Raw genomic sequence first — 16,104 nt, forward strand, 5'->3', positions numbered from 1 at the left:
ATGGCGCACAAGGACACTTAAGGCCGCTCGCGGTTTTGACGGGGATGTAAATGGCTGCTGACAAGGTCGATCCGATCCACCAGTTCCATATCGTCAAGCTGATTCCGATCAATATCGGCGGCTATGACCTGTCCTTCACCAATTCGGCTCTGTTCATGGTCGCGACCGTGCTCGTCGCATCGGCGTTTCTGTACCTCTCGACCTCCAGCCGCAGCCTTGTTCCCGGGCGCCTGCAGTCGGTTTCGGAAATGGGCTATGAGTTCGTCTCCAACATGCTGCGCGACGCCGCCGGAACGCAGGGCATGAAGTTCTTCCCCTTCGTGTTCTCGCTGTTCATGTTCGTGCTGGTCGCCAACCTGCTTGGCCTTTTCCCTTACTTCTTCACCGTCACCAGCCACATCATCGTCACCTTCGGCCTCGCAGCCCTGGTGATCGGAACCGTCGTTGTCTACGGCTTCACGAAGCACGGTCTGGGCTTCCTCAAGCTCTTCGTGCCGCACGGCGTTCCGGTGTTCCTGTTACCGCTGGTGGTGCTGATCGAGGTGATCTCCTTCGTGTCGCGCCCGGTCAGCCTCTCGGTTCGTCTGTTCGCCAACATGCTGGCCGGCCACATCACCCTGAAGGTGTTTTCGGGCTTCGTCGTCAGCCTGAGCGCGCTCGGCGCCGTCGGCGTTGCCGGTTCGGTGTTGCCGCTGGCCATGGCAGTCGCGCTGACCGCGCTGGAATTGCTGGTCGCTTTCCTGCAGGCCTACGTCTTTGCGGTGCTGACCTGCATGTATCTGAACGACGCCCTGCATCCCGGGCACTGACCTTAGAATTTCCGGCATCTTTCGCCGGATGGAATTGCAACGGAATTACAGATCCAAAGGAGTTCAAAATGGACGCAGAAGCAGCAAAGTACATCGGCGCCGGTATCGCTTGCCTGGGCATGGGCGGCGCGGGCATTGGCCTCGGCAACATCTTCGGCAGCTACCTGGCGGGCGCCCTGCGCAATCCGTCGGCCGCCGATGGCCAGTTCGGCCGCCTGATTTTCGGCTTCGCCGTGACCGAAGCTCTGGGCATTTTCTCGCTTCTCATCGCGCTTCTCGCCCTGTTCGGCTGAGCCCCTGTTCGGCCAATTATCGGTCGGACGAGCATTGGGAAGAATTGGCTGGCCGCATTCCTGCGGCCATGCCTGATATGAGGGGATAGTCCATGTTCGTGACATCTGCGTTTGCGCAAGAGTCCGCACCCGCCGCTGAAGGCGCCCACACCGGTACGGAAGGCGACACGCATTCCGGCACCGGCGTGCCTGCCGAGGCGCACGGCACGTTCCCGCCATTCGATCCGGCGACGTTTCCGTCCCAGCTTCTGTGGCTGGCGATCACGTTCGGGCTGTTCTATTTGTTCCTGAAGAAGGTGGTGATGCCGCGCCTTGGCGGCATCATCGACGTCCGCAGCGATCGCATCACGCAGGACCTCGACCAGGCCGCCAGGCTGAAGGGCGAGGCCGACGCCGCCGTTGCCGCTTACGAGCAGGAACTGGCGGAAGCCAAGGCCAAGGCCAACGCGATCGGCCAGCAGGCCAACGACGCTGCCAAGGCTGAAGCCGAGGCTGCCCGCAAGAAGGTCGAGGCCGCCCTCGACAAGAAGCTCGGCGAGGCCGAGGCCAGCATTGCTTCCATCAAGGCCAACGCCATGAAGGAAGTCGGCATGATTGCCGAGGACACCGCTTCAGCCATCGTCGATGCGCTTGTCGGCGGCAAGACGAGCAAGGCCGAGATCTCGGCTGCGGTCAAATCCGTGGCCCGGTGAGGAGCACATCATGGACGCCACATCTCTCGCAACGCTTTGGGCAACGGTTGCCCTCGTCATTTTCCTCGGCGTTGCCGTTTACATCAAGGTGCCAGGCCTGATCGCCAAGTCGCTCGACGCCCGTGCGACCAAGATCAGCGACGAGCTTGCGGAAGCCCGCCGGTTGCGCGAAGAGGCCCAGCAACTGCTCGGCCAATACCAGAAGAAGCGCAAGGAAGCCGAGCAGGAGGCCGCAGCCATCGTCGCTGCCGCCAAGCGCGAGGCCGACATGCTTGCCGCCGAGGCGCACAAGAAGACCGAAGACTATGTCACCCGTCGCACTGCGCTTGCCGAGCAGAAGATCGGCCAGGCCGAGCGCGAAGCCGTCGCCGAAGTGCGCGCCAGCGCCGTCGACATCGCCGTCGAGGCGGCCCGCACGCTGCTTGCCGGCAAGATCGACGCCAAGGCCGGCGCCGACCTGTTCAAGTCCGCGCTGCAGGACGTGAAGGCCAGGCTGAACTGAGCGGGGTTAACTCGCTGACATCAAGCCGCCCGGGCAACCTGGCGGCTTTTTTGTTGAGCGGCGACGGAGATTGGCGAAGGCGGTGGTGCGCCTGATCTCCCCCTCGAGGGCCCACGAGGGGGGGAAGTCGCCAAAGGCGACAGAGGGGGTCCGTTCGACCAGGCGCGACGCTCTTTCTGCGACCAAGAAGGGCTAGCACTTCACGCGCGCGACCCCCTCTGGCCTGCCGGCCATCTCCCCCTCAAGGGGGGAGATTAGCTGTCCAACCCGACAAACCCTTCTTCTTCCACCACCTCAACCCCACCCAGCCTGAACGGCGCGAATGATGCCCGGTGCAGCCTTGCCACCGGCCCATGCGCTTCGATCGCGGTGCGGTGCCGCACGGTGGCGTAGCCCATATGGACCTCGAACCCGTAGCGCTCGTGATGGCTGCCGCAGCCGCACATCATGCGGTCGCGCATCACCTTGGCGACGATCGAGGCGGCGGCGATCGATTGCGAGCGCTGGTCGCCCTTGATCAGCGCGCGGCCTTCGCAGAGGAGGCCCGGCGGCACATCGCGGCCATCGGCCAGCGCCAGCTTCGCCTGGATCGGCAGGCCGGCAAGGGCGCGGCGCATGGCTTCCAGGCTGGCCTTGAGGATGTTGCTGCCGTCAATGCCTTCGGCGCTGACCGAGGCCATCGACACGCCGAGCGCTGACCCCAGGATTTTCAGGAACAGCGCCTCGCGCTGCAAATGGTTGAGCCGTTTGGAATCGTCGAGCCCGTCGGGAATGTTGGCGGGATCGAGGATCACGGCCGCCGCCACCACCGGCCCGGCCAGCGGACCGCGGCCGGCCTCGTCCATGCCTGCCACCGGCCACAGGCCTTCCGCCATCGCCTTCGTCTCGAAGGAGAAGTCGGGCTTTTCGACGATTTCGAAAAGAAGCGGAGAATCGGAACGTGCGCGAGCCATGTTGCGGCGAGGTTCGCATCGGCTCCGATTCTCCGCAAGTCCCTCCAAGGTCGAGTGGGGGCAAGACCGGGAGGGCACCGTCTGCAGGCCGGGGGACAGGCCGGACGGGATTCTTGGGTCGCCTGACAGCCACGAGGGCAGGGCAGGCGCTACTCTCAGAGCAGCATCAGCTGCTCGGTCGCCTTGGCGGCGGCGACAAACTGGTCGGTTCGGAGCGTGCGCCGCTCGGCGTTGAGGCCGAGCCGCTTGGCCGTGATCTCGAAGCGCCGGCCGATCTGCCAGGCATAGGGGCCGGCGCCTTTCATCCGCTTGCCCCATTCCGAATCATAGTCCTTGCCGTCGCGCATCGAACGGATCAGCGACATCACGTGCCGATAGCGGTCGGGATAATGGCGCAGCAGCCAGTCCTTGAAGATCGGCGCCACCTCGAGCGGCAGGCGCAGGATGACATAGCCGGCCTCGCGGGCGCCTGCGGCGCGTGCCGAATCGAGGATGCGCTCCATCTCCTGGTCGGTCAGGCCGGGAATGATCGGCGCCACCATGACAGAGGCCGGAATGCCGGCATCGGAAAGCTGCCGGATCGCCTCAAGCCGCTTGGTCGGCGTCGACGCGCGTGGCTCCATGGTGCGCGCCAGCATGCGGTCCATCGTTGTCACCGACAGCGCCACCTTGGCCAAGCCCCGTTCGGCCATGCGCGACAAGATGTCGATGTCGCGCGTCACCAGATGGGATTTGGTGACGATGCCGACCGGATGGCCGCGCGCCTCCAGCACTTCGAGGATCTCGCGCATAATCCGGTATTGTTTCTCGATCGGCTGGTAGGGATCGGTGTTGGTGCCGATCGCGATGGTGCGCGGCTGATAGCCATCCTTCGACAGTTCCTTGTCGAGCAGCCGCGCCGCATCCGGCTTGGCAAACAGCTTCGCTTCGAAATCCAGCCCCGGCGACAGGCCCATGAAGGAATGCGTCGGCCGGGCGAAACAATAGACGCAGCCATGCTCGCAGCCGCGATAGGGGTTGATCGAGCGGTCGAAGGAAATGTCGGGCGATTCGTTGCGGGTGATGATGGTGCGCGGCTTCTCGACCTGCACTTCGGTCTTGAACGGCGGCAATTCCTCCAGCGAATTCCAGCCGTCGTCGAACACATGCCGGCTGACCGGCTCGAACCGGCCGGACGGGTTGATGCCCGCGGAACGGCCGCGGTTGCGATCCGGACGGACGCGCATGCCGCTCTGTTCGATCATCGCATTGGCCATCTCGGCTCGCCCTGCTCCGAAAGCAGCAATGTCCGCACGCACGATATGTTCCATTTTGGCCCTTTCCCAAGGACTGTCGGCTGGCTGTCGAATCGCTCTGTTCATGAAAATAATCCTATTTCGCTGGTGAGAACAAAGCAAGAACTTTTTCGTTGGGCCATGCAAAACTGGCGCTGCGCCGGGCTTTCCGCTATTCGGCTAAAAATGCTCAGCGTTCTCATCGAAACCCGGGATGACGAAGAAGGCCTTGCCCGCACGCTCGCCTCGTTGATCGGCGGCGCGGTCGAGGGCGTGGTGCGCGATGTCATCGTCTGCGACACCGGCTCGACCGACCAGACGCATCGGGTTGCCGATCATGCCGGCTGCCACTTCGTGGCCGGCGGCATTGCCGCGGGAATCAGGCAGGCGAAGGGTGACTGGCTGCTGTTTCTGGAACCCGGCGCAAGGCTGGCGGAGGGCTGGATCGACGACGTTGTCGCTCACACGGCGCGGCAAACCATGCCGGCGCGCTTTTCCCGTGCGCGCGGCAGCCGCACGCCGTTCCTGTCACGGGTGTTTTCGGGCAACCGGGCGCTGGCCGAAGGGCTGGTCATCAGCAAGCGCCAGGCCGCTGCCCTGTCGAAGAACGCGCACAGCGCCGAAGCCCTTGCGCGCGGTCTCGCCACCAGGCGGCTCGACGCCGAAATCTGGCTGGCGCCGAAGAAGTGATGTTTCTCCCTTTTCCCGTTCCCAGGGAGAAGGGTGCCCGAAGGGCGGATGAGGAGCAGCGTCGGCGTCTCATCCGCATTGGCACGGTCGCAGCACCATCCCTCCTTTTCGCCGCAAAAAGCTATTGTGCATTGCACAAAAGCTGACGCGGGATTAGCATTCCGTTGATGCGGGATATCGGGGTTTGGGTAGTGCCGGAGCGGTAAGCAAGCGCCGCGTCGTCGTTGCTGCCGTTCATATCTGAGGACCCCGATGAACCTTTCGTCCCCTGACAAATCCGGCGCCCCCAGTCTGGAAGCCATTGCCCGCAACGGCAGCCTGCTCCGCCGCATTGCGGTGCGTATCCCGACCTATCTGTCCGACCTGCGCGAAAATCCCGCATGGCTGCCGATGTTCGTGCTTGCCCGCACCATGCCGGCGCGCAAACTGCACTGGCTTGGCGCCAAAGCCGCGCGCCCCGCGCAGAGTGCCGGAGCGACGATGTTCAGGGGCGTCGACCTCAAGTCGATCGTCGCGGCGCTGCGCGCCGATGGCCTGTTCTCCGGACTGGTCCTTCCGCAGGCAATCCACGAAGAGATCGCCAGCTTTGCTCAGAGCACGCCGTGCTTCGGCAATTTCGACCGCCGGCTCGAATTCATGCCCGGAGAACACGCAGAAGCCGAGAAGCGGTTCGGCCGCTCTTTGCTCAGCGGCCACTATTTCGAGCGCATCCTCAGCTGCAAGGCAGCACTCGCCATCCAAAACGATCCGCTGCTGCTCGACATCGCCCAGCACTATCTGGGCGGGCAGGCAAAGCTGATCACCACGCGTGTCTGGTGGAGCTTTCCGACCGGCGAGGCTTCCGACGCCGACAAGAACCTTGCCTCGCTCGGCAAATATCATTTCGATCTCGACGACTGGCGGATGCTGAAATTCTTCTTCTATCTCAAGCCCTGCGATGCCGGCACCGGCCCGCATGTCTATGTCAAAGGCAGCCACAACAGGCGCAGCCTCAAGCACCAGTTGACGCTGCTGGTCGGCCATCCGGCGCAAGACGTGCTCAAGGTCTATGGCGACGACAGCCCGGTCACGCTGACCGGCGAGGCCGGCCTCGGCTTCGTCGAGGACCCGTTCGGCTTCCACATGGGCACCGTGCCGTCCACCACGCCACGGCTGATGATGGAGGTCGGCTTCGGCGTCTCGCCGCCCTCGCGCCGCCGCTTCCACGGCGAACCGGTCATCCGCTGAGGCCGGAGCGGATCTCGACCGGCATCCAGCGCGCTTGCCGCCGGGCAATGCGACCCTCTTTGTTCTCGGCATCATAGTCCATTGGGACCGGCTCGCGGTTGAACCGCGGCCGGTCATCCAGCGCATTGACGATGACGATCGCTCTCGGTTCGCCGTCGGTGGTCACAGCAGCGACATAGACGCCGCAGTCCCGGCAGATGAGATAATCGGCGGTGCGCAATCCGAACCGGTATCGGTGCAGCCGGGCCTCGTCCTCGACCGCGACGATCAATCGCCCCTGCGGATCGGCGGCGGCGCGCGAACCATGCCGGACACAGAACGCGCACTGGCAGGCGCGGATCTCCATCTCGGACGGCTCAATTCCGGTTTCGAAGGTCAGGTGGATGTTGCCGCAATGGCAGCCGCCGCGGTGCGCGCTCATTGGATCTCTTCCGTCTTGACTTGGCGACAGACTATCCGCCCGACGACCCGGAGGAAATGACCTCTCGAAGGCGCAGCCGCCATTCTGCCTGACAAAGGCAGCACTTGGCCGGCTTTGCCTTGGTTTACGAGGCGGCCTTGCCGCGCCGCAAATGCTCGTCCAGGCGCGGCATGATCTCGACGAAGTTGCAGGGCATGTGGCGGTAGTCGAGCTGCGGTTTCAGGATGCCGTCCCAGGCGTCCTTGCAGGCGCCGGGCGAGCCCGGCAGCACAAAGACGAAGGTGGCGTTGACGACGCCGCCCGTCGCCCGGCTCTGCACTGTCGAGGTGCCGATCTTGTCGTAGGAAATGCGGTGGAACACTTCGGAAAAGCCATCCATGCGCTTCTCGAAGATCGGCTCCAGCGCCTCCGGCGTCACGTCGCGGCCGGTAAAACCGGTGCCGCCGGTGGTGATGACGACATCGATGTCTTCGTCGCGCGACCAGCCCAGCACCTTGTCGCGGATTTTCTCCCGGTCGTCGGTGACGATGTCGCGCGCGGCCAGGACATGGCCGGCCTCGGCGATGCGATCAGCCAGCGTCTGGCCGGATTTGTCGTCGGCAAGGCTGCGCGTATCGGACACCGTCAGCACCGCGATGCGCACCGGGATGAACAGGCGGCTTTCGTCAATTTTGGTCATCGGCCCCCTCTGAAGCGATGCTTCGTGTCGCGGCGACAAACCACTCCGGTTCGCGGCTGCGGATCTCGGCGGCGGCGCGCTTGGCGACATTGCCGGTCTCGAACAGCCCGAAGCATGTCGCGCCGGAGCCCGACATGCGCGAGAATCCAGATCCGGCCCTGTTCAGCAGGGAAAGCGCTCTGCCGATGGGCGGCTGTATTGCTTGCGCCGGTTCCTCAAGATCGTTGCGGGTGATCTCCAGCCAATTGCGGACGCCGTGGAAATCGAAACCGCGCGGCAGCGGCGGCAGTCCTTCATTGTCGCGTTTTTCAAGTGCATTGAACACATCGGGCGTCGAGACGGCGACGCCGGGATTGACCAGCACCAAAGCGAGCGCCGGAAAATCCGGCACCAGCGACAGCTCGTCGCCGACGCCACGCGCAACCAGCGGTTTTGCCGCAAGACACATCGGCACGTCGGCGCCGAGCGTGAGACCGATCCGGCTCAGTTCGGCCTCGCCGATGTCGAGCCCCCAGGTCCGGACAAGACCCTGCAATACCGCCGCCGCGTCGCTCGAGCCGCCGCCGACCCCGGATGCGACCGGCAGGTTCTTTTCCAGCCGGATGGCAACCGGCGGCGTGCTCTGCTGGCCGGCCTGCCTGCGCAGCGCCTCGCGCGCCTTCACCACCAGATTGCTGTCGTCGATCGGCACGGAAGTCGCGTAACGGCCCGATACGGAGAACCGGTCGGCGTCGGCAGGCTCGATCTCGACCCTGTCGCCGAAGCGGGTGAAAACGACCAGGCTCTCGAGCAGATGGTAGCCGTCGGCGCGCTTGCCGGTGACGTGCAGCGCCAGATTTATCTTGGCGGGCGCAAGCCACGTCCGGGCTGCGGCATCCAAACTGTCGGCTGCTGACGGGATGATGATCAGTCCTTGGCCAGGCGGTATTCGCCGGTCTTGGGATCCTGGACCAGCGTGCCGTTGGTGCCGTTGGCTGCCTGCTTTTCGGTGCGCCGCACCTTGGCGGTCACACGTTCGGCCTCGCGGACGAAGGTGCGGTAGCCGAAATAAGCGGCTGCGCCGACAACTGCGAAGAAAATGATCTGTGGCATTTCAAAGCTCCTCCCTCGCAAGGCGGCAAGGCAGACTGTCAAGCCCTCATGCTAGACGCTTTCCCTGCTTTTTCAAAGCCCGAAGCGCGCCCACAATGCGCGCTCTTCCGCCGCATCGATCACGCCGCTTGCGGCGGCGGCGGCAATATCGGGCGCCGAAACGTTCGAGCCGAACAGGCCGATGCGGCCAAACAGGCCACGCGGCGCGGTGACCAGCCTGAGCTGGGTTTTCGCGCCGAAGCGGGTTTTCAGTACCGTGCGCATGTCGCTCAACGCATCGACGAGGCCAAGCTCCAGCCCTTTCTTGCCGGTCCAGAACAGGCCGGTGAACAGGTCCGGATCGTCCTTCAGCTTGGTGCCACGGCGTTCCCTGACCAGGTCGATGAAGGTCTCGTGCACTTCCAGCTGCAGCGCCTTCAGGCGCTCGACGTCTTCCCTCTTCTCCGGCTTGAACGGGTCGAGCACCGCCTTGTTCTGGCCGGCGGTGTGGACACGGCGCTCGACACCGATCTTCTTCATCAGTTCGGGAAAGCCGAACGAGGCCGAGACGACACCAATCGAACCGACGATGGAGGACGGATCGGCAAAGATCTCGTCGCCGGCGACCGCGATCATGTAGCCGCCCGAGGCCGCCACATCCTCGACGAAGACCAGCACCTTCTTGTTCTTCTCGACCGCGAGGTCACGGATGCGCTTGAAGATCAGCCGCGACTGCACCGGCGAGCCGCCAGGCGAATTGATCGAAATGGCGACGGCGGGCGCATCGAACAGGAACGCCTTTTCGATGAGGGCGGCGGTGGACGCCAAGGACAGGCTCGGCCGGAACGGGCCGCCGCCGGCCATGATGGTGCCATGCAGCCTGATGACGGGAATGGTGACGACGCTGGATCGCCAGGATTTCGGCAGCAGGCGGTTGAAAAGGCGTTTCACGAGGTGGCTGTCTCCAAATGGCTTCAACGCATGTAGGGATTTGCGGGTCAACGGCAATGCTGCAATCCATCTCAGCCAACTGTGTGCCGGTTTTGCGGCAACGACACTGACGGGCCCAAAATCAATCGCCAAACAGCGACGCCAGTCCGTTGTTGATCATCTCGGTTCGTTCCGACGGGCCGTCGCCCGTTTGCCCATGCAGCATCAAAGGCGGGCGGATCGACAGCTTGCCGCGCGCGCCGAGCGCTGCCCTAACGACAATGCGGATTGCGGCTGCTTCCGGGCGCGGATGCACGGCCAGCATCTCGGCGTCGCCGAAGCGGCCCGACAGCGCATGGAGGAGGTCGCCAAGCTGTTCCGGCCGCGCAATGACGGCCAGGCCGCCGCGCGGCTTGGCGACGGCAGCCGCACTTCGGATCCAGCTCTCGAACAGCCCGTCGTCCATGACATGCGCTTGCCGCCGCAGCGGATCTGGCGTGGCGCGGTCCTGCGCCGCGTTGAAGGGCGGGTTCATGATGACGAAATCGAAGGAATTGTCGGCAAGGCCGGCTTGCGTCCGCGCCCGGCCCGACAGCGTGACGTCGGCGGTCAGCACCGAGGCGCGATTGCCGAGATGCGCATTGCCGGGATGGGCGAGCGTGGTTGTGGCGAAGCCTGCCATCTCGGTCGACCGTTCGACGAGCACGACCTGCGCCTCTGGGCAGCGCGACAGCACGGCAAGACCCGCCGCACCGGCGCCGGCGCCGAAATCGGCGAGGCGTCCAGCAAAGCCGGATGGAACTGCTGCCGCCAGCATCATGGCATCCATCCCGGCGCGATGCCCTGTCCTGGGCTGGACCAGCCAGAAGCGGCCGCGATGGAAGGCATCGACCGTATGGGCCGGCGTATCGCTGGTAAGCGCGCTCGCTTCAGCCATTATGTCTGGCGGATTTCGTTCTCGATGCCGGCGTCTTTCAAGATGCGCCGCGCCTGATCGGCCTGGTCGGCATCGACCATGACGCGCTTCTGCAAAAGACCGATCGACCCTTCGAGAATGCTCATGTTCTGGTCGGCGACGAAGCAGGCAATCCCGGCATCGCGCATCAGCGATTCGACGAAGGAGATGATCACGGCATCGTTGGTGCGCACGAGTTCTATCATCGGACGAAGTTCGCAGGTTGCAGCGTTGATGTAAACGCTGGAGCATGGCGCCGAAAAGTGTGGAGCGGTTTTCGGGCAACGGCATGCGGTCGCTAAGGTTGACACGCCGTCACCGCAGCCGCGCCAATTCGCCTCTTGCCGTGCCCGTATGTGCCGCCCTAGAGTCCCAGGCGGGACCAGGGTGCCGTCGCACGCGTGATCAAAGACGGGAGTGTTTGTTGGTGGGTGTCGTTCTCAACATCGAAAACGGGAAGCGGGAACCCGCCTCCATCAAGGATCTCATCGACCTGACAGCAGCCGATATGGGGCGCGTCAACAAACTGATCCTGTCCAAGGCCGGCTCCGACGTCGAGATGATCCCGGAGGTCGCCAATCATCTGATCTCGTCGGGCGGCAAAAGGCTGCGTCCCATGCTGACGCTCGCGGCGGCCCAGATGTTCGGCTATTCCGGCGAGGGCCACGTCAAGCTCGCCACCGCGGTCGAGTTCATGCACACCGCCACGCTGCTCCACGACGACGTCGTCGACGAGAGCGGCATGCGGCGCGGCAAAAAGACTGCCCGCATGATCTGGGGCAACCAGGCGAGCGTGCTGGTCGGCGATTTCCTGCTCGGCCAGGCTTTTCGCATGATGGTCGATGTCGGTTCGCTGGAAGCGCTCGACATCCTGTCCAGCGCCGCCTCGATCATCGCCGAGGGCGAGGTGATGCAGCTGGCGGCAGCCAAGAACCTGGATACCACCGAGGACGAGCATTTCGCCGTCATCAAGGCCAAGACCGCGGCGCTGTTCTCGGCTGCCGCCGAGGTCGGTCCGGTCATCGCATCGGCGACGCGCAACGATCGCGCCGCATTGCGCTCCTACGGCATGAATCTCGGCCTTGCCTTCCAGCTCATCGACGATGCGCTGGATTATGGCGGCTCCAGCCAGGAGCTGGGCAAGAATGTCGGCGACGATTTCCGCGAAGGCAAGGTTACGCTGCCGGTCATCCTCGCCTACCGGCGCGGCACCAAGGCCGAGCGCACCTTCTGGAAGCGCGCCATCGAGGACAATGTCACCGACGATGCCGGCCTGGAAAAGGCGATCGGCCTGATGACCCGCCATGGCGCCATTGCCGACACCATCGGACGGGCCCGCCATTTCGGCGAGATCGCCCGCGACGCGCTGGCGCCGCTGGAGGCGGCGCCGCAGAAATCGGCGCTGATCGACGTCATCGACTTCTGCATCAGCCGGGTGAACTGACCCGCGCCTGGCGCCAAAGCAAGTTTGCATGCAAAATCGGGCAATCACCGCTCGACAATCGGCAGCAGTGCAAATTATCTATAAAACATGGCAAAGACCGCAGACGACACCATCGCCGTGCGCATCAGCAAGGTGCTGGCGGATCGCATCATATCGGGCGCGATCGAGCCGGGAGCCCGGTTGCGGCAGGATCACATCGCCGAGGAATTCCAGACCAGCCATGTCCCGGTGCGCGAAGCCTTCCGGCGCCTCGAGGCGCAAGGGCTGGCGGTCAGTGAGCCCAGGCGGGGCGTGCGCGTCGCCGCTTTCGATCTCGGCGAGGTAAGGGAAGTCGCCGAAATGCGGGCAGCCCTCGAAGTGCTGGCGCTGCGCCATGCCGCGCCGCATCTGACGGCTTCCATTCTCAATCTTGCCGAAGAAGCCACAAAGGCCGGCGACAAATCCCGCGATGTCCGCTCTTGGGAGGAGGCCAACCGCACCTTCCACCGGCTGATCCTGGCGCCCTGCGGCATGCCGCGGCTCATCGCCACCATCGACGATTTGCACGCCGCAAGCGCCCGCTTCCTGTTCGCCGCATGGCGCTCGGAATGGGAAATCCGCACCGACCAGGATCATCGCGCGATCCTGAGCGCGCTGCGGCAGGGCAATACCGAATCGGCCGCCGCCACGCTTGGCCGGCACGTGCAGTGGATCGGGCAGAAACCGGTCAAGACCGCGTCAGGCAAGATGCGCGAAGCGTTTGCCATTGTTGGGTAGCGATCCTTCACACCCCCCTCTGTCCTGCCGGACATCTCCCCCGCAAGGGGGGAGATCAGCAGCTTTGCCGGCTGCGTTAGTCCTGCAACGTCGGCGATTTGCGAAAGCATAGGCGACATCCGATCTCCCTCCTTGCGGGGGAGATGGCCGGCAGGCCAGAGGGGGGTGCTGTCCCGCCGGCCCTTTCCAATTCCGTTCATCTAGGCACTCAAGATCCATCCTTTTTCACCCGAGGGGTTGCCATCTCCTCGCAAGTATGGATTCGATAATAGATCGAACAACAAAATTATCTATAATTACAAACCAACAGGGAAGCCGCCATGACCGACATCGCCTTTTCGCCCTCCAAGCCATCCTTCAGCCCGTTGCGCCTGCAAACCCGATCGCTTGGCTGGCAGGTCGGGGCCGTCGTCATCGGCACGCTGTTCCTGGCGCTGTCGTCCTACATCGAGGTGCCGATGGTGCCGGTGCCGGTCACCATGCAGACCTTCGCAGTGACGCTGATCGGCGCGCTCTATGGCTGGCGGCTTGGCGCCATCACCATCATCGCCTGGCTGGTCGAGGGCGCAGTGGGCCTCCCGGTTCTGGCCAGCGGCGCCTCCTGGTTCTACACCGGCGGCTATCTCCTGTCGTTCCCCATTGTCGGTGCTCTGGTCGGCTGGCTTGCCGAACGCGGCTGGAATGGCAACCGGGTTGGCTTTGCCTTCCTCGCCATGCTGCTCGGCAACCTGCTTTGCCTGGTGATCGGCACTGTGTGGCTCGCCGCCATCATTGGTGCCAAGGCGGCGATCGTCTCCGGCTTCCTGCCGTTCATCGTCGGCGGCTTGCTCAAGTCGGCGCTTGGCGCCGCCACGCTGAAGCTGTTTTCCGGCAACAAGGCGAGCCGGGTCGGAACCGCGTCCTGACCAATGACCATCAGGCTGCGCTCCCATCACCTGCTTTGCCTGCTGACCTATGTCGGCAAAGGGTACAGCGCAGCCTTCGTCGCCAATTATGACGTGATCGCGAAACGTCTGGGCCGGGGTGAGGATATCCTGATCGTCTCCGGCCCCGACGATATCTGCCAACCGCTGCTCGGCGAGGCCGAGCCGCATTGTTTGCGCGAAAGCGCCGCCGCCCGGGACGAACTGGCGGCACGCGATGTCGGCAAACTGCTGGCCCGGCCGATCCGGGCCGGCGCCCGCCTCAGCCTCGACGCGGCAACGCTTGCCGGTCTGCGCGCGGCCTTTGCAGCCGGCGTGACGCGTGAGGCCTGCCAGGGTTGCGAATGGGCCGGCCTGTGCACCACTGTCGCGGCAGGCGGATATCGCGATGTCAGGCTGTAGCTCCCAACCCCGATCTGCTATTATCCCGAACCGACAGTGTGTGCGTCGCCATGGTTTGTTAATCGGGTGACCCGATTGTGAATTCGGCCCGGATTGAAGCCTGACCCCAAAAAGGCCATGCTTTGGCAGGAAACATCGAGTCTATGGCTTCTCCGCGCCGACGCGGGATGGCGCTTGGCTGAAAGGGATACGATGCGGCAAGGACGTGCGCGCTGGCTCGCGGGGCTGGCAATTATGGCAGGGATGGCGATTTCTCCGCTGCCTGCCTACGCCAAGGAATCGACCGACCCGGTCAAGATCACCTCCTTCTCGGGCGCCTATCTCGCCGCCCGCATCGCCGAAGGCGACAACGACCTCGACAATGCCATCGCTTATTACAAGCAGGCGCTCGCCTTCAATCCCGGCGACACCTCGCTGCAGCAAAGCCTGATGCTGTCGCTGATCGCGCAAGGCCGCTTCGAGGAATCGCTGGTCTATGCCGACAAGCTCAAGGCAGTTCCCGACGTCGAGCGCTTCTCGCGTCTGGCTCTGGCGGTCGATTCCTTCCACAAGAAGGATTTCACCAAGGCGCAGTACTGGCTCAAGCTGTCGCTCGAATCCGATCTCGACCGGCTGATTTCCGGCGTCATGTCCGGCTGGGCACAAGCGGGCGCCGGCGACCCCACCGGGGCGATGGCCTCGATCGACAAACTGCAGGGGCCTGACTGGTTCGGCCTGTTCAAGTCCTTCCACCGCGCGCTGATCGCCGATGCCGCAGGCCTGTCGGATAAGGCCGACGCGCTTTATGACGCGACCCTGACCGACGTCACGGCCGGCGGTGCCGCGCCCGAGACATGGATGCGCAACGCCCAGGCCTACGCGTCTTTCCTGGCGCGCAAGGGCAACAAGAACAAGGCGCTCTACGTGCTCGACAAGGCCGAGGCGTTCGCGCCCGGCAAGCTCGACATCCAGGCGCTTCGCGACAGGATCAGCAAGGGCGACAAGATCGAGCCTTTCGTCGCCAGTCCCTCCGAAGGCGCCGCTGAAATCCTGCTCGACCTCGCCATCGCGCTCAATCGCGGCGGCGGCGAGCCGTTCGTGCGCCTCTATCTGCAATATGCGCTCGCGCTCAAGCCCGACAGCGACGCCGCTTTGGTGCAGCTTGCCGCCGTTGCGGAGCAGCTGAAGGACGGCGAAGGCGCCATTGCGCTCTATAGCCGCATTCCAGCCTCCTCGCCGCTGAAGGAGCTTTCCGACCTGCAGCTCGGCCTCAACCTTGCCGATCTCAACCGTCACGATGAGGCGATCGCCCATCTCAAGGCATTCGTCGAAGCTCACCCCGATGACATGCGCGCCTATCTGGCGCTGGGCGGGGTCTATGCGTCGAAGGAGGATTTCCGCTCCGCCGCCACTCTCTACGACAAGGCGGTCGCGGTGCTGAAGACGCCGACCAATGCCAACTGGAACATCTACTATCAGCGCGGCATCGCCTATGAGCGGCTGAAGGAATGGCCCAAGGCCGAACCGAACTTCCTCAAGGCGCTGGAACTGTTCCCCGACCAGCCGCAGGTGCTGAACTATCTCGGCTATTCCTGGGTCGACATGAACATGAACCTCAAGGAAGGCCTGGCGATGATCCAGAAGGCCGTCGACCTCAGGCCGAGCGACGGCTACATTGTCGATTCGCTGGGCTGGGCCTATTTCCGCATGGGCCGGTTCGACGACGCCGTGCGCGAAATGGAGCGCGCCGTGTCGCTCAAGCCGGAAGATCCGGTGCTCAACGACCATCTCGGCGATGCCTATTGGCGCGTCGGCCGCAAGCTCGAAGCCACTTTCCAGTGGAATCAGGCGCGCGACCTGAAGCCGGATCCCGATGTGCTTGCCATTTTGCAGCAGAAGCTGATGAAGGGCTTGCCGCCGATCGAATCCAACACGGCGCAGGAAACCCCGAAGGTCAAGCCGGCCACCCCGCCAGCGCCGAAGGGGTGATCGGGCCATACTTCTGATGAAACGGGGCTCGCTGAGCCCCGTTTTTTCGGTTTGGTGTCTTAGAGCAATTCCAGGAAAGTGTGCGCGGTTTTCCGTTCGGAATTGCGACAGAAAC

At 64.0% G+C, this 16,104-nt stretch carries 20 protein-coding genes; 11 read left to right on the top strand and 9 right to left on the bottom strand.

The annotated features are described in order from the left end of the window. The first annotated feature begins 50 nt into the window (after window positions 1–50). The 4 genes from NKJ18_RS10135 (at window position 51) to NKJ18_RS10150 (ending at window position 2,296) form a co-directional block, all read left to right on the top strand. Window positions 51–809 carry a F0F1 ATP synthase subunit A gene (locus NKJ18_RS10135; protein WP_023745505.1) on the top strand — a complete coding sequence of 253 codons (759 nt, stop codon included), beginning with the start codon at window positions 51–53 and terminating at the stop codon, window positions 807–809. Between the two features lie 68 nt (window positions 810–877). Further along, window positions 878–1,102, top strand: coding sequence for a F0F1 ATP synthase subunit C (locus tag NKJ18_RS10140; RefSeq protein WP_006206606.1), 225 nt, complete (start codon window positions 878–880; stop codon window positions 1,100–1,102). Window positions 1,103–1,194: 92 nt separating this feature from the next. After that, a complete protein-coding gene (locus NKJ18_RS10145) occupies window positions 1,195–1,794 on the top strand; it encodes a F0F1 ATP synthase subunit B (RefSeq protein ID WP_023745504.1) in 600 nt (199 codons plus the stop codon). A 10-nt stretch (window positions 1,795–1,804) separates the two neighbouring features. Continuing rightward, window positions 1,805–2,296 (top strand): F0F1 ATP synthase subunit B, encoded by a 492-nt coding sequence (locus NKJ18_RS10150; RefSeq protein ID WP_023668483.1) that lies wholly within the window; start codon window positions 1,805–1,807, stop codon window positions 2,294–2,296. Window positions 2,297–2,550: 254 nt separating this feature from the next. Here NKJ18_RS10150 and rnhB read toward each other — a convergent pair whose 3' ends face one another. Further along, entirely contained in the window at window positions 2,551–3,249 is a 699-nt protein-coding gene (gene rnhB / locus NKJ18_RS10155; RefSeq protein ID WP_023726390.1) for a ribonuclease HII, read from the bottom strand. 155 nt (window positions 3,250–3,404) lie between these two features. Continuing rightward, window positions 3,405–4,559: a PA0069 family radical SAM protein gene (locus NKJ18_RS10160; RefSeq protein ID WP_023684378.1), complete on the bottom strand. Its 1,155-nt coding sequence runs from the start codon at window positions 4,557–4,559 to the stop codon at window positions 3,405–3,407. Between the two features lie 150 nt (window positions 4,560–4,709). On the opposite strand from NKJ18_RS10160, the gene NKJ18_RS10165 reads away from it, so the two are divergent. Continuing rightward, window positions 4,710–5,213: a glycosyltransferase gene (locus NKJ18_RS10165; RefSeq protein ID WP_023684377.1), complete on the top strand. Its 504-nt coding sequence runs from the start codon at window positions 4,710–4,712 to the stop codon at window positions 5,211–5,213. A gap of 252 nt (window positions 5,214–5,465) precedes the next feature. After that, window positions 5,466–6,440 carry a hypothetical protein gene (locus NKJ18_RS10170; protein WP_023754079.1) on the top strand — a complete coding sequence of 325 codons (975 nt, stop codon included), beginning with the start codon at window positions 5,466–5,468 and terminating at the stop codon, window positions 6,438–6,440. Here the strand turns inward: NKJ18_RS10170 and NKJ18_RS10175 are convergent. The 7 genes from NKJ18_RS10175 to NKJ18_RS10205 all read right to left on the bottom strand — a co-directional run bounded on the left by NKJ18_RS10175 (window position 6,430) and on the right by NKJ18_RS10205 (window position 10,702). Then, a complete protein-coding gene (locus NKJ18_RS10175; RefSeq protein WP_023726393.1) occupies window positions 6,430–6,861 on the bottom strand; it encodes a GFA family protein in 432 nt (143 codons plus the stop codon). The two genes, NKJ18_RS10170 and NKJ18_RS10175, sit on opposite strands and share 11 nt — an antisense overlap. 124 nt (window positions 6,862–6,985) lie before the next feature. Further along, on the bottom strand, window positions 6,986–7,540 hold the full coding sequence (gene moaB, locus NKJ18_RS10180) for a molybdenum cofactor biosynthesis protein B (RefSeq protein ID WP_023726394.1): 555 nt from the start codon (window positions 7,538–7,540) through the stop codon (window positions 6,986–6,988). Then, a complete protein-coding gene (locus NKJ18_RS10185; RefSeq protein ID WP_352758179.1) occupies window positions 7,527–8,420 on the bottom strand; it encodes a 4-(cytidine 5'-diphospho)-2-C-methyl-D-erythritol kinase in 894 nt (297 codons plus the stop codon). The genes moaB and NKJ18_RS10185 overlap by 14 nt, the downstream gene beginning before the upstream one ends. Before the next feature lie 26 nt (window positions 8,421–8,446). Then, window positions 8,447–8,632, bottom strand: coding sequence for a membrane protein (locus NKJ18_RS10190; protein ID WP_023668475.1), 186 nt, complete (start codon window positions 8,630–8,632; stop codon window positions 8,447–8,449). Window positions 8,633–8,704: 72 nt separating this feature from the next. After that, entirely contained in the window at window positions 8,705–9,562 is an 858-nt protein-coding gene (locus tag NKJ18_RS10195; RefSeq protein ID WP_023834487.1) for a S49 family peptidase, read from the bottom strand. Between the two features lie 121 nt (window positions 9,563–9,683). Further along, window positions 9,684–10,478 carry a tRNA1(Val) (adenine(37)-N6)-methyltransferase gene (locus tag NKJ18_RS10200; RefSeq protein ID WP_023702056.1) on the bottom strand — a complete coding sequence of 265 codons (795 nt, stop codon included), beginning with the start codon at window positions 10,476–10,478 and terminating at the stop codon, window positions 9,684–9,686. Beyond that, a complete protein-coding gene (locus NKJ18_RS10205) occupies window positions 10,478–10,702 on the bottom strand; it encodes a putative signal transducing protein (RefSeq protein WP_023692106.1) in 225 nt (74 codons plus the stop codon). The genes NKJ18_RS10200 and NKJ18_RS10205 overlap by 1 nt, the downstream gene beginning before the upstream one ends. 221 nt (window positions 10,703–10,923) lie before the next feature. Between NKJ18_RS10205 and NKJ18_RS10210 the strand changes: the two genes are divergently transcribed. The 5 genes from NKJ18_RS10210 to NKJ18_RS10230 all read left to right on the top strand — a co-directional run bounded on the left by NKJ18_RS10210 (window position 10,924) and on the right by NKJ18_RS10230 (window position 15,989). After that, on the top strand, window positions 10,924–11,940 hold the full coding sequence (locus NKJ18_RS10210; protein ID WP_352758212.1) for a polyprenyl synthetase family protein: 1,017 nt from the start codon (window positions 10,924–10,926) through the stop codon (window positions 11,938–11,940). A gap of 87 nt (window positions 11,941–12,027) precedes the next feature. Then, window positions 12,028–12,696: a GntR family transcriptional regulator gene (locus NKJ18_RS10215; RefSeq protein WP_023687112.1), complete on the top strand. Its 669-nt coding sequence runs from the start codon at window positions 12,028–12,030 to the stop codon at window positions 12,694–12,696. 320 nt (window positions 12,697–13,016) lie between these two features. Further along, entirely contained in the window at window positions 13,017–13,601 is a 585-nt protein-coding gene (locus tag NKJ18_RS10220) for a biotin transporter BioY (protein WP_352597342.1), read from the top strand. A gap of 3 nt (window positions 13,602–13,604) precedes the next feature. Next, complete coding sequence (locus NKJ18_RS10225) at window positions 13,605–14,021, top strand: DUF1284 domain-containing protein (RefSeq protein WP_352597343.1); 417 nt, start codon at window positions 13,605–13,607, stop codon at window positions 14,019–14,021. Window positions 14,022–14,213: 192 nt separating this feature from the next. After that, window positions 14,214–15,989, top strand: a complete 1,776-nt coding sequence (locus tag NKJ18_RS10230; RefSeq protein ID WP_352597367.1) for a tetratricopeptide repeat protein — start codon at window positions 14,214–14,216, stop codon at window positions 15,987–15,989. Window positions 15,990–16,104: the final 115 nt, after the last annotated feature.

The sequence above is a fragment of the Mesorhizobium sp. M0217 genome (assembly GCF_040321955.1).
Lineage (GTDB): Bacteria > Pseudomonadota > Alphaproteobacteria > Rhizobiales > Rhizobiaceae > Mesorhizobium.

What these genes read in the sequence shown, in the direction of transcription:
- NKJ18_RS10150 (WP_023668483.1), top strand. Translation starts at nt 1,805, where the DNA reads ATGGACGCCACATCTCTCGCAACGCTTTGGGCAACGGTTGCCCTCGTC.
- NKJ18_RS10140 (WP_006206606.1), top strand. Translation starts at nt 878, where the DNA reads ATGGACGCAGAAGCAGCAAAGTACATCGGCGCCGGTATCGCTTGCCTG.
- NKJ18_RS10160 (WP_023684378.1), bottom strand. Translation starts at nt 4,559, where the DNA reads ATGGAACATATCGTGCGTGCGGACATTGCTGCTTTCGGAGCAGGGCGA.
- rnhB (WP_023726390.1), bottom strand. Translation starts at nt 3,249, where the DNA reads ATGGCTCGCGCACGTTCCGATTCTCCGCTTCTTTTCGAAATCGTCGAA.
- NKJ18_RS10200 (WP_023702056.1), bottom strand. Translation starts at nt 10,478, where the DNA reads ATGGCTGAAGCGAGCGCGCTTACCAGCGATACGCCGGCCCATACGGTC.
- NKJ18_RS10135 (WP_023745505.1), top strand. Translation starts at nt 51, where the DNA reads ATGGCTGCTGACAAGGTCGATCCGATCCACCAGTTCCATATCGTCAAG.
- NKJ18_RS10175 (WP_023726393.1), bottom strand. Translation starts at nt 6,861, where the DNA reads ATGAGCGCGCACCGCGGCGGCTGCCATTGCGGCAACATCCACCTGACC.
- NKJ18_RS10165 (WP_023684377.1), top strand. Translation starts at nt 4,710, where the DNA reads ATGCTCAGCGTTCTCATCGAAACCCGGGATGACGAAGAAGGCCTTGCC.
- moaB (WP_023726394.1), bottom strand. Translation starts at nt 7,540, where the DNA reads ATGACCAAAATTGACGAAAGCCGCCTGTTCATCCCGGTGCGCATCGCG.
- NKJ18_RS10230 (WP_352597367.1), top strand. Translation starts at nt 14,214, where the DNA reads ATGCGGCAAGGACGTGCGCGCTGGCTCGCGGGGCTGGCAATTATGGCA.
- NKJ18_RS10190 (WP_023668475.1), bottom strand. Translation starts at nt 8,632, where the DNA reads ATGCCACAGATCATTTTCTTCGCAGTTGTCGGCGCAGCCGCTTATTTC.
- NKJ18_RS10215 (WP_023687112.1), top strand. Translation starts at nt 12,028, where the DNA reads ATGGCAAAGACCGCAGACGACACCATCGCCGTGCGCATCAGCAAGGTG.
- NKJ18_RS10205 (WP_023692106.1), bottom strand. Translation starts at nt 10,702, where the DNA reads ATGATAGAACTCGTGCGCACCAACGATGCCGTGATCATCTCCTTCGTC.
- NKJ18_RS10170 (WP_023754079.1), top strand. Translation starts at nt 5,466, where the DNA reads ATGAACCTTTCGTCCCCTGACAAATCCGGCGCCCCCAGTCTGGAAGCC.
- NKJ18_RS10220 (WP_352597342.1), top strand. Translation starts at nt 13,017, where the DNA reads ATGACCGACATCGCCTTTTCGCCCTCCAAGCCATCCTTCAGCCCGTTG.
- NKJ18_RS10145 (WP_023745504.1), top strand. Translation starts at nt 1,195, where the DNA reads ATGTTCGTGACATCTGCGTTTGCGCAAGAGTCCGCACCCGCCGCTGAA.
- NKJ18_RS10225 (WP_352597343.1), top strand. Translation starts at nt 13,605, where the DNA reads ATGACCATCAGGCTGCGCTCCCATCACCTGCTTTGCCTGCTGACCTAT.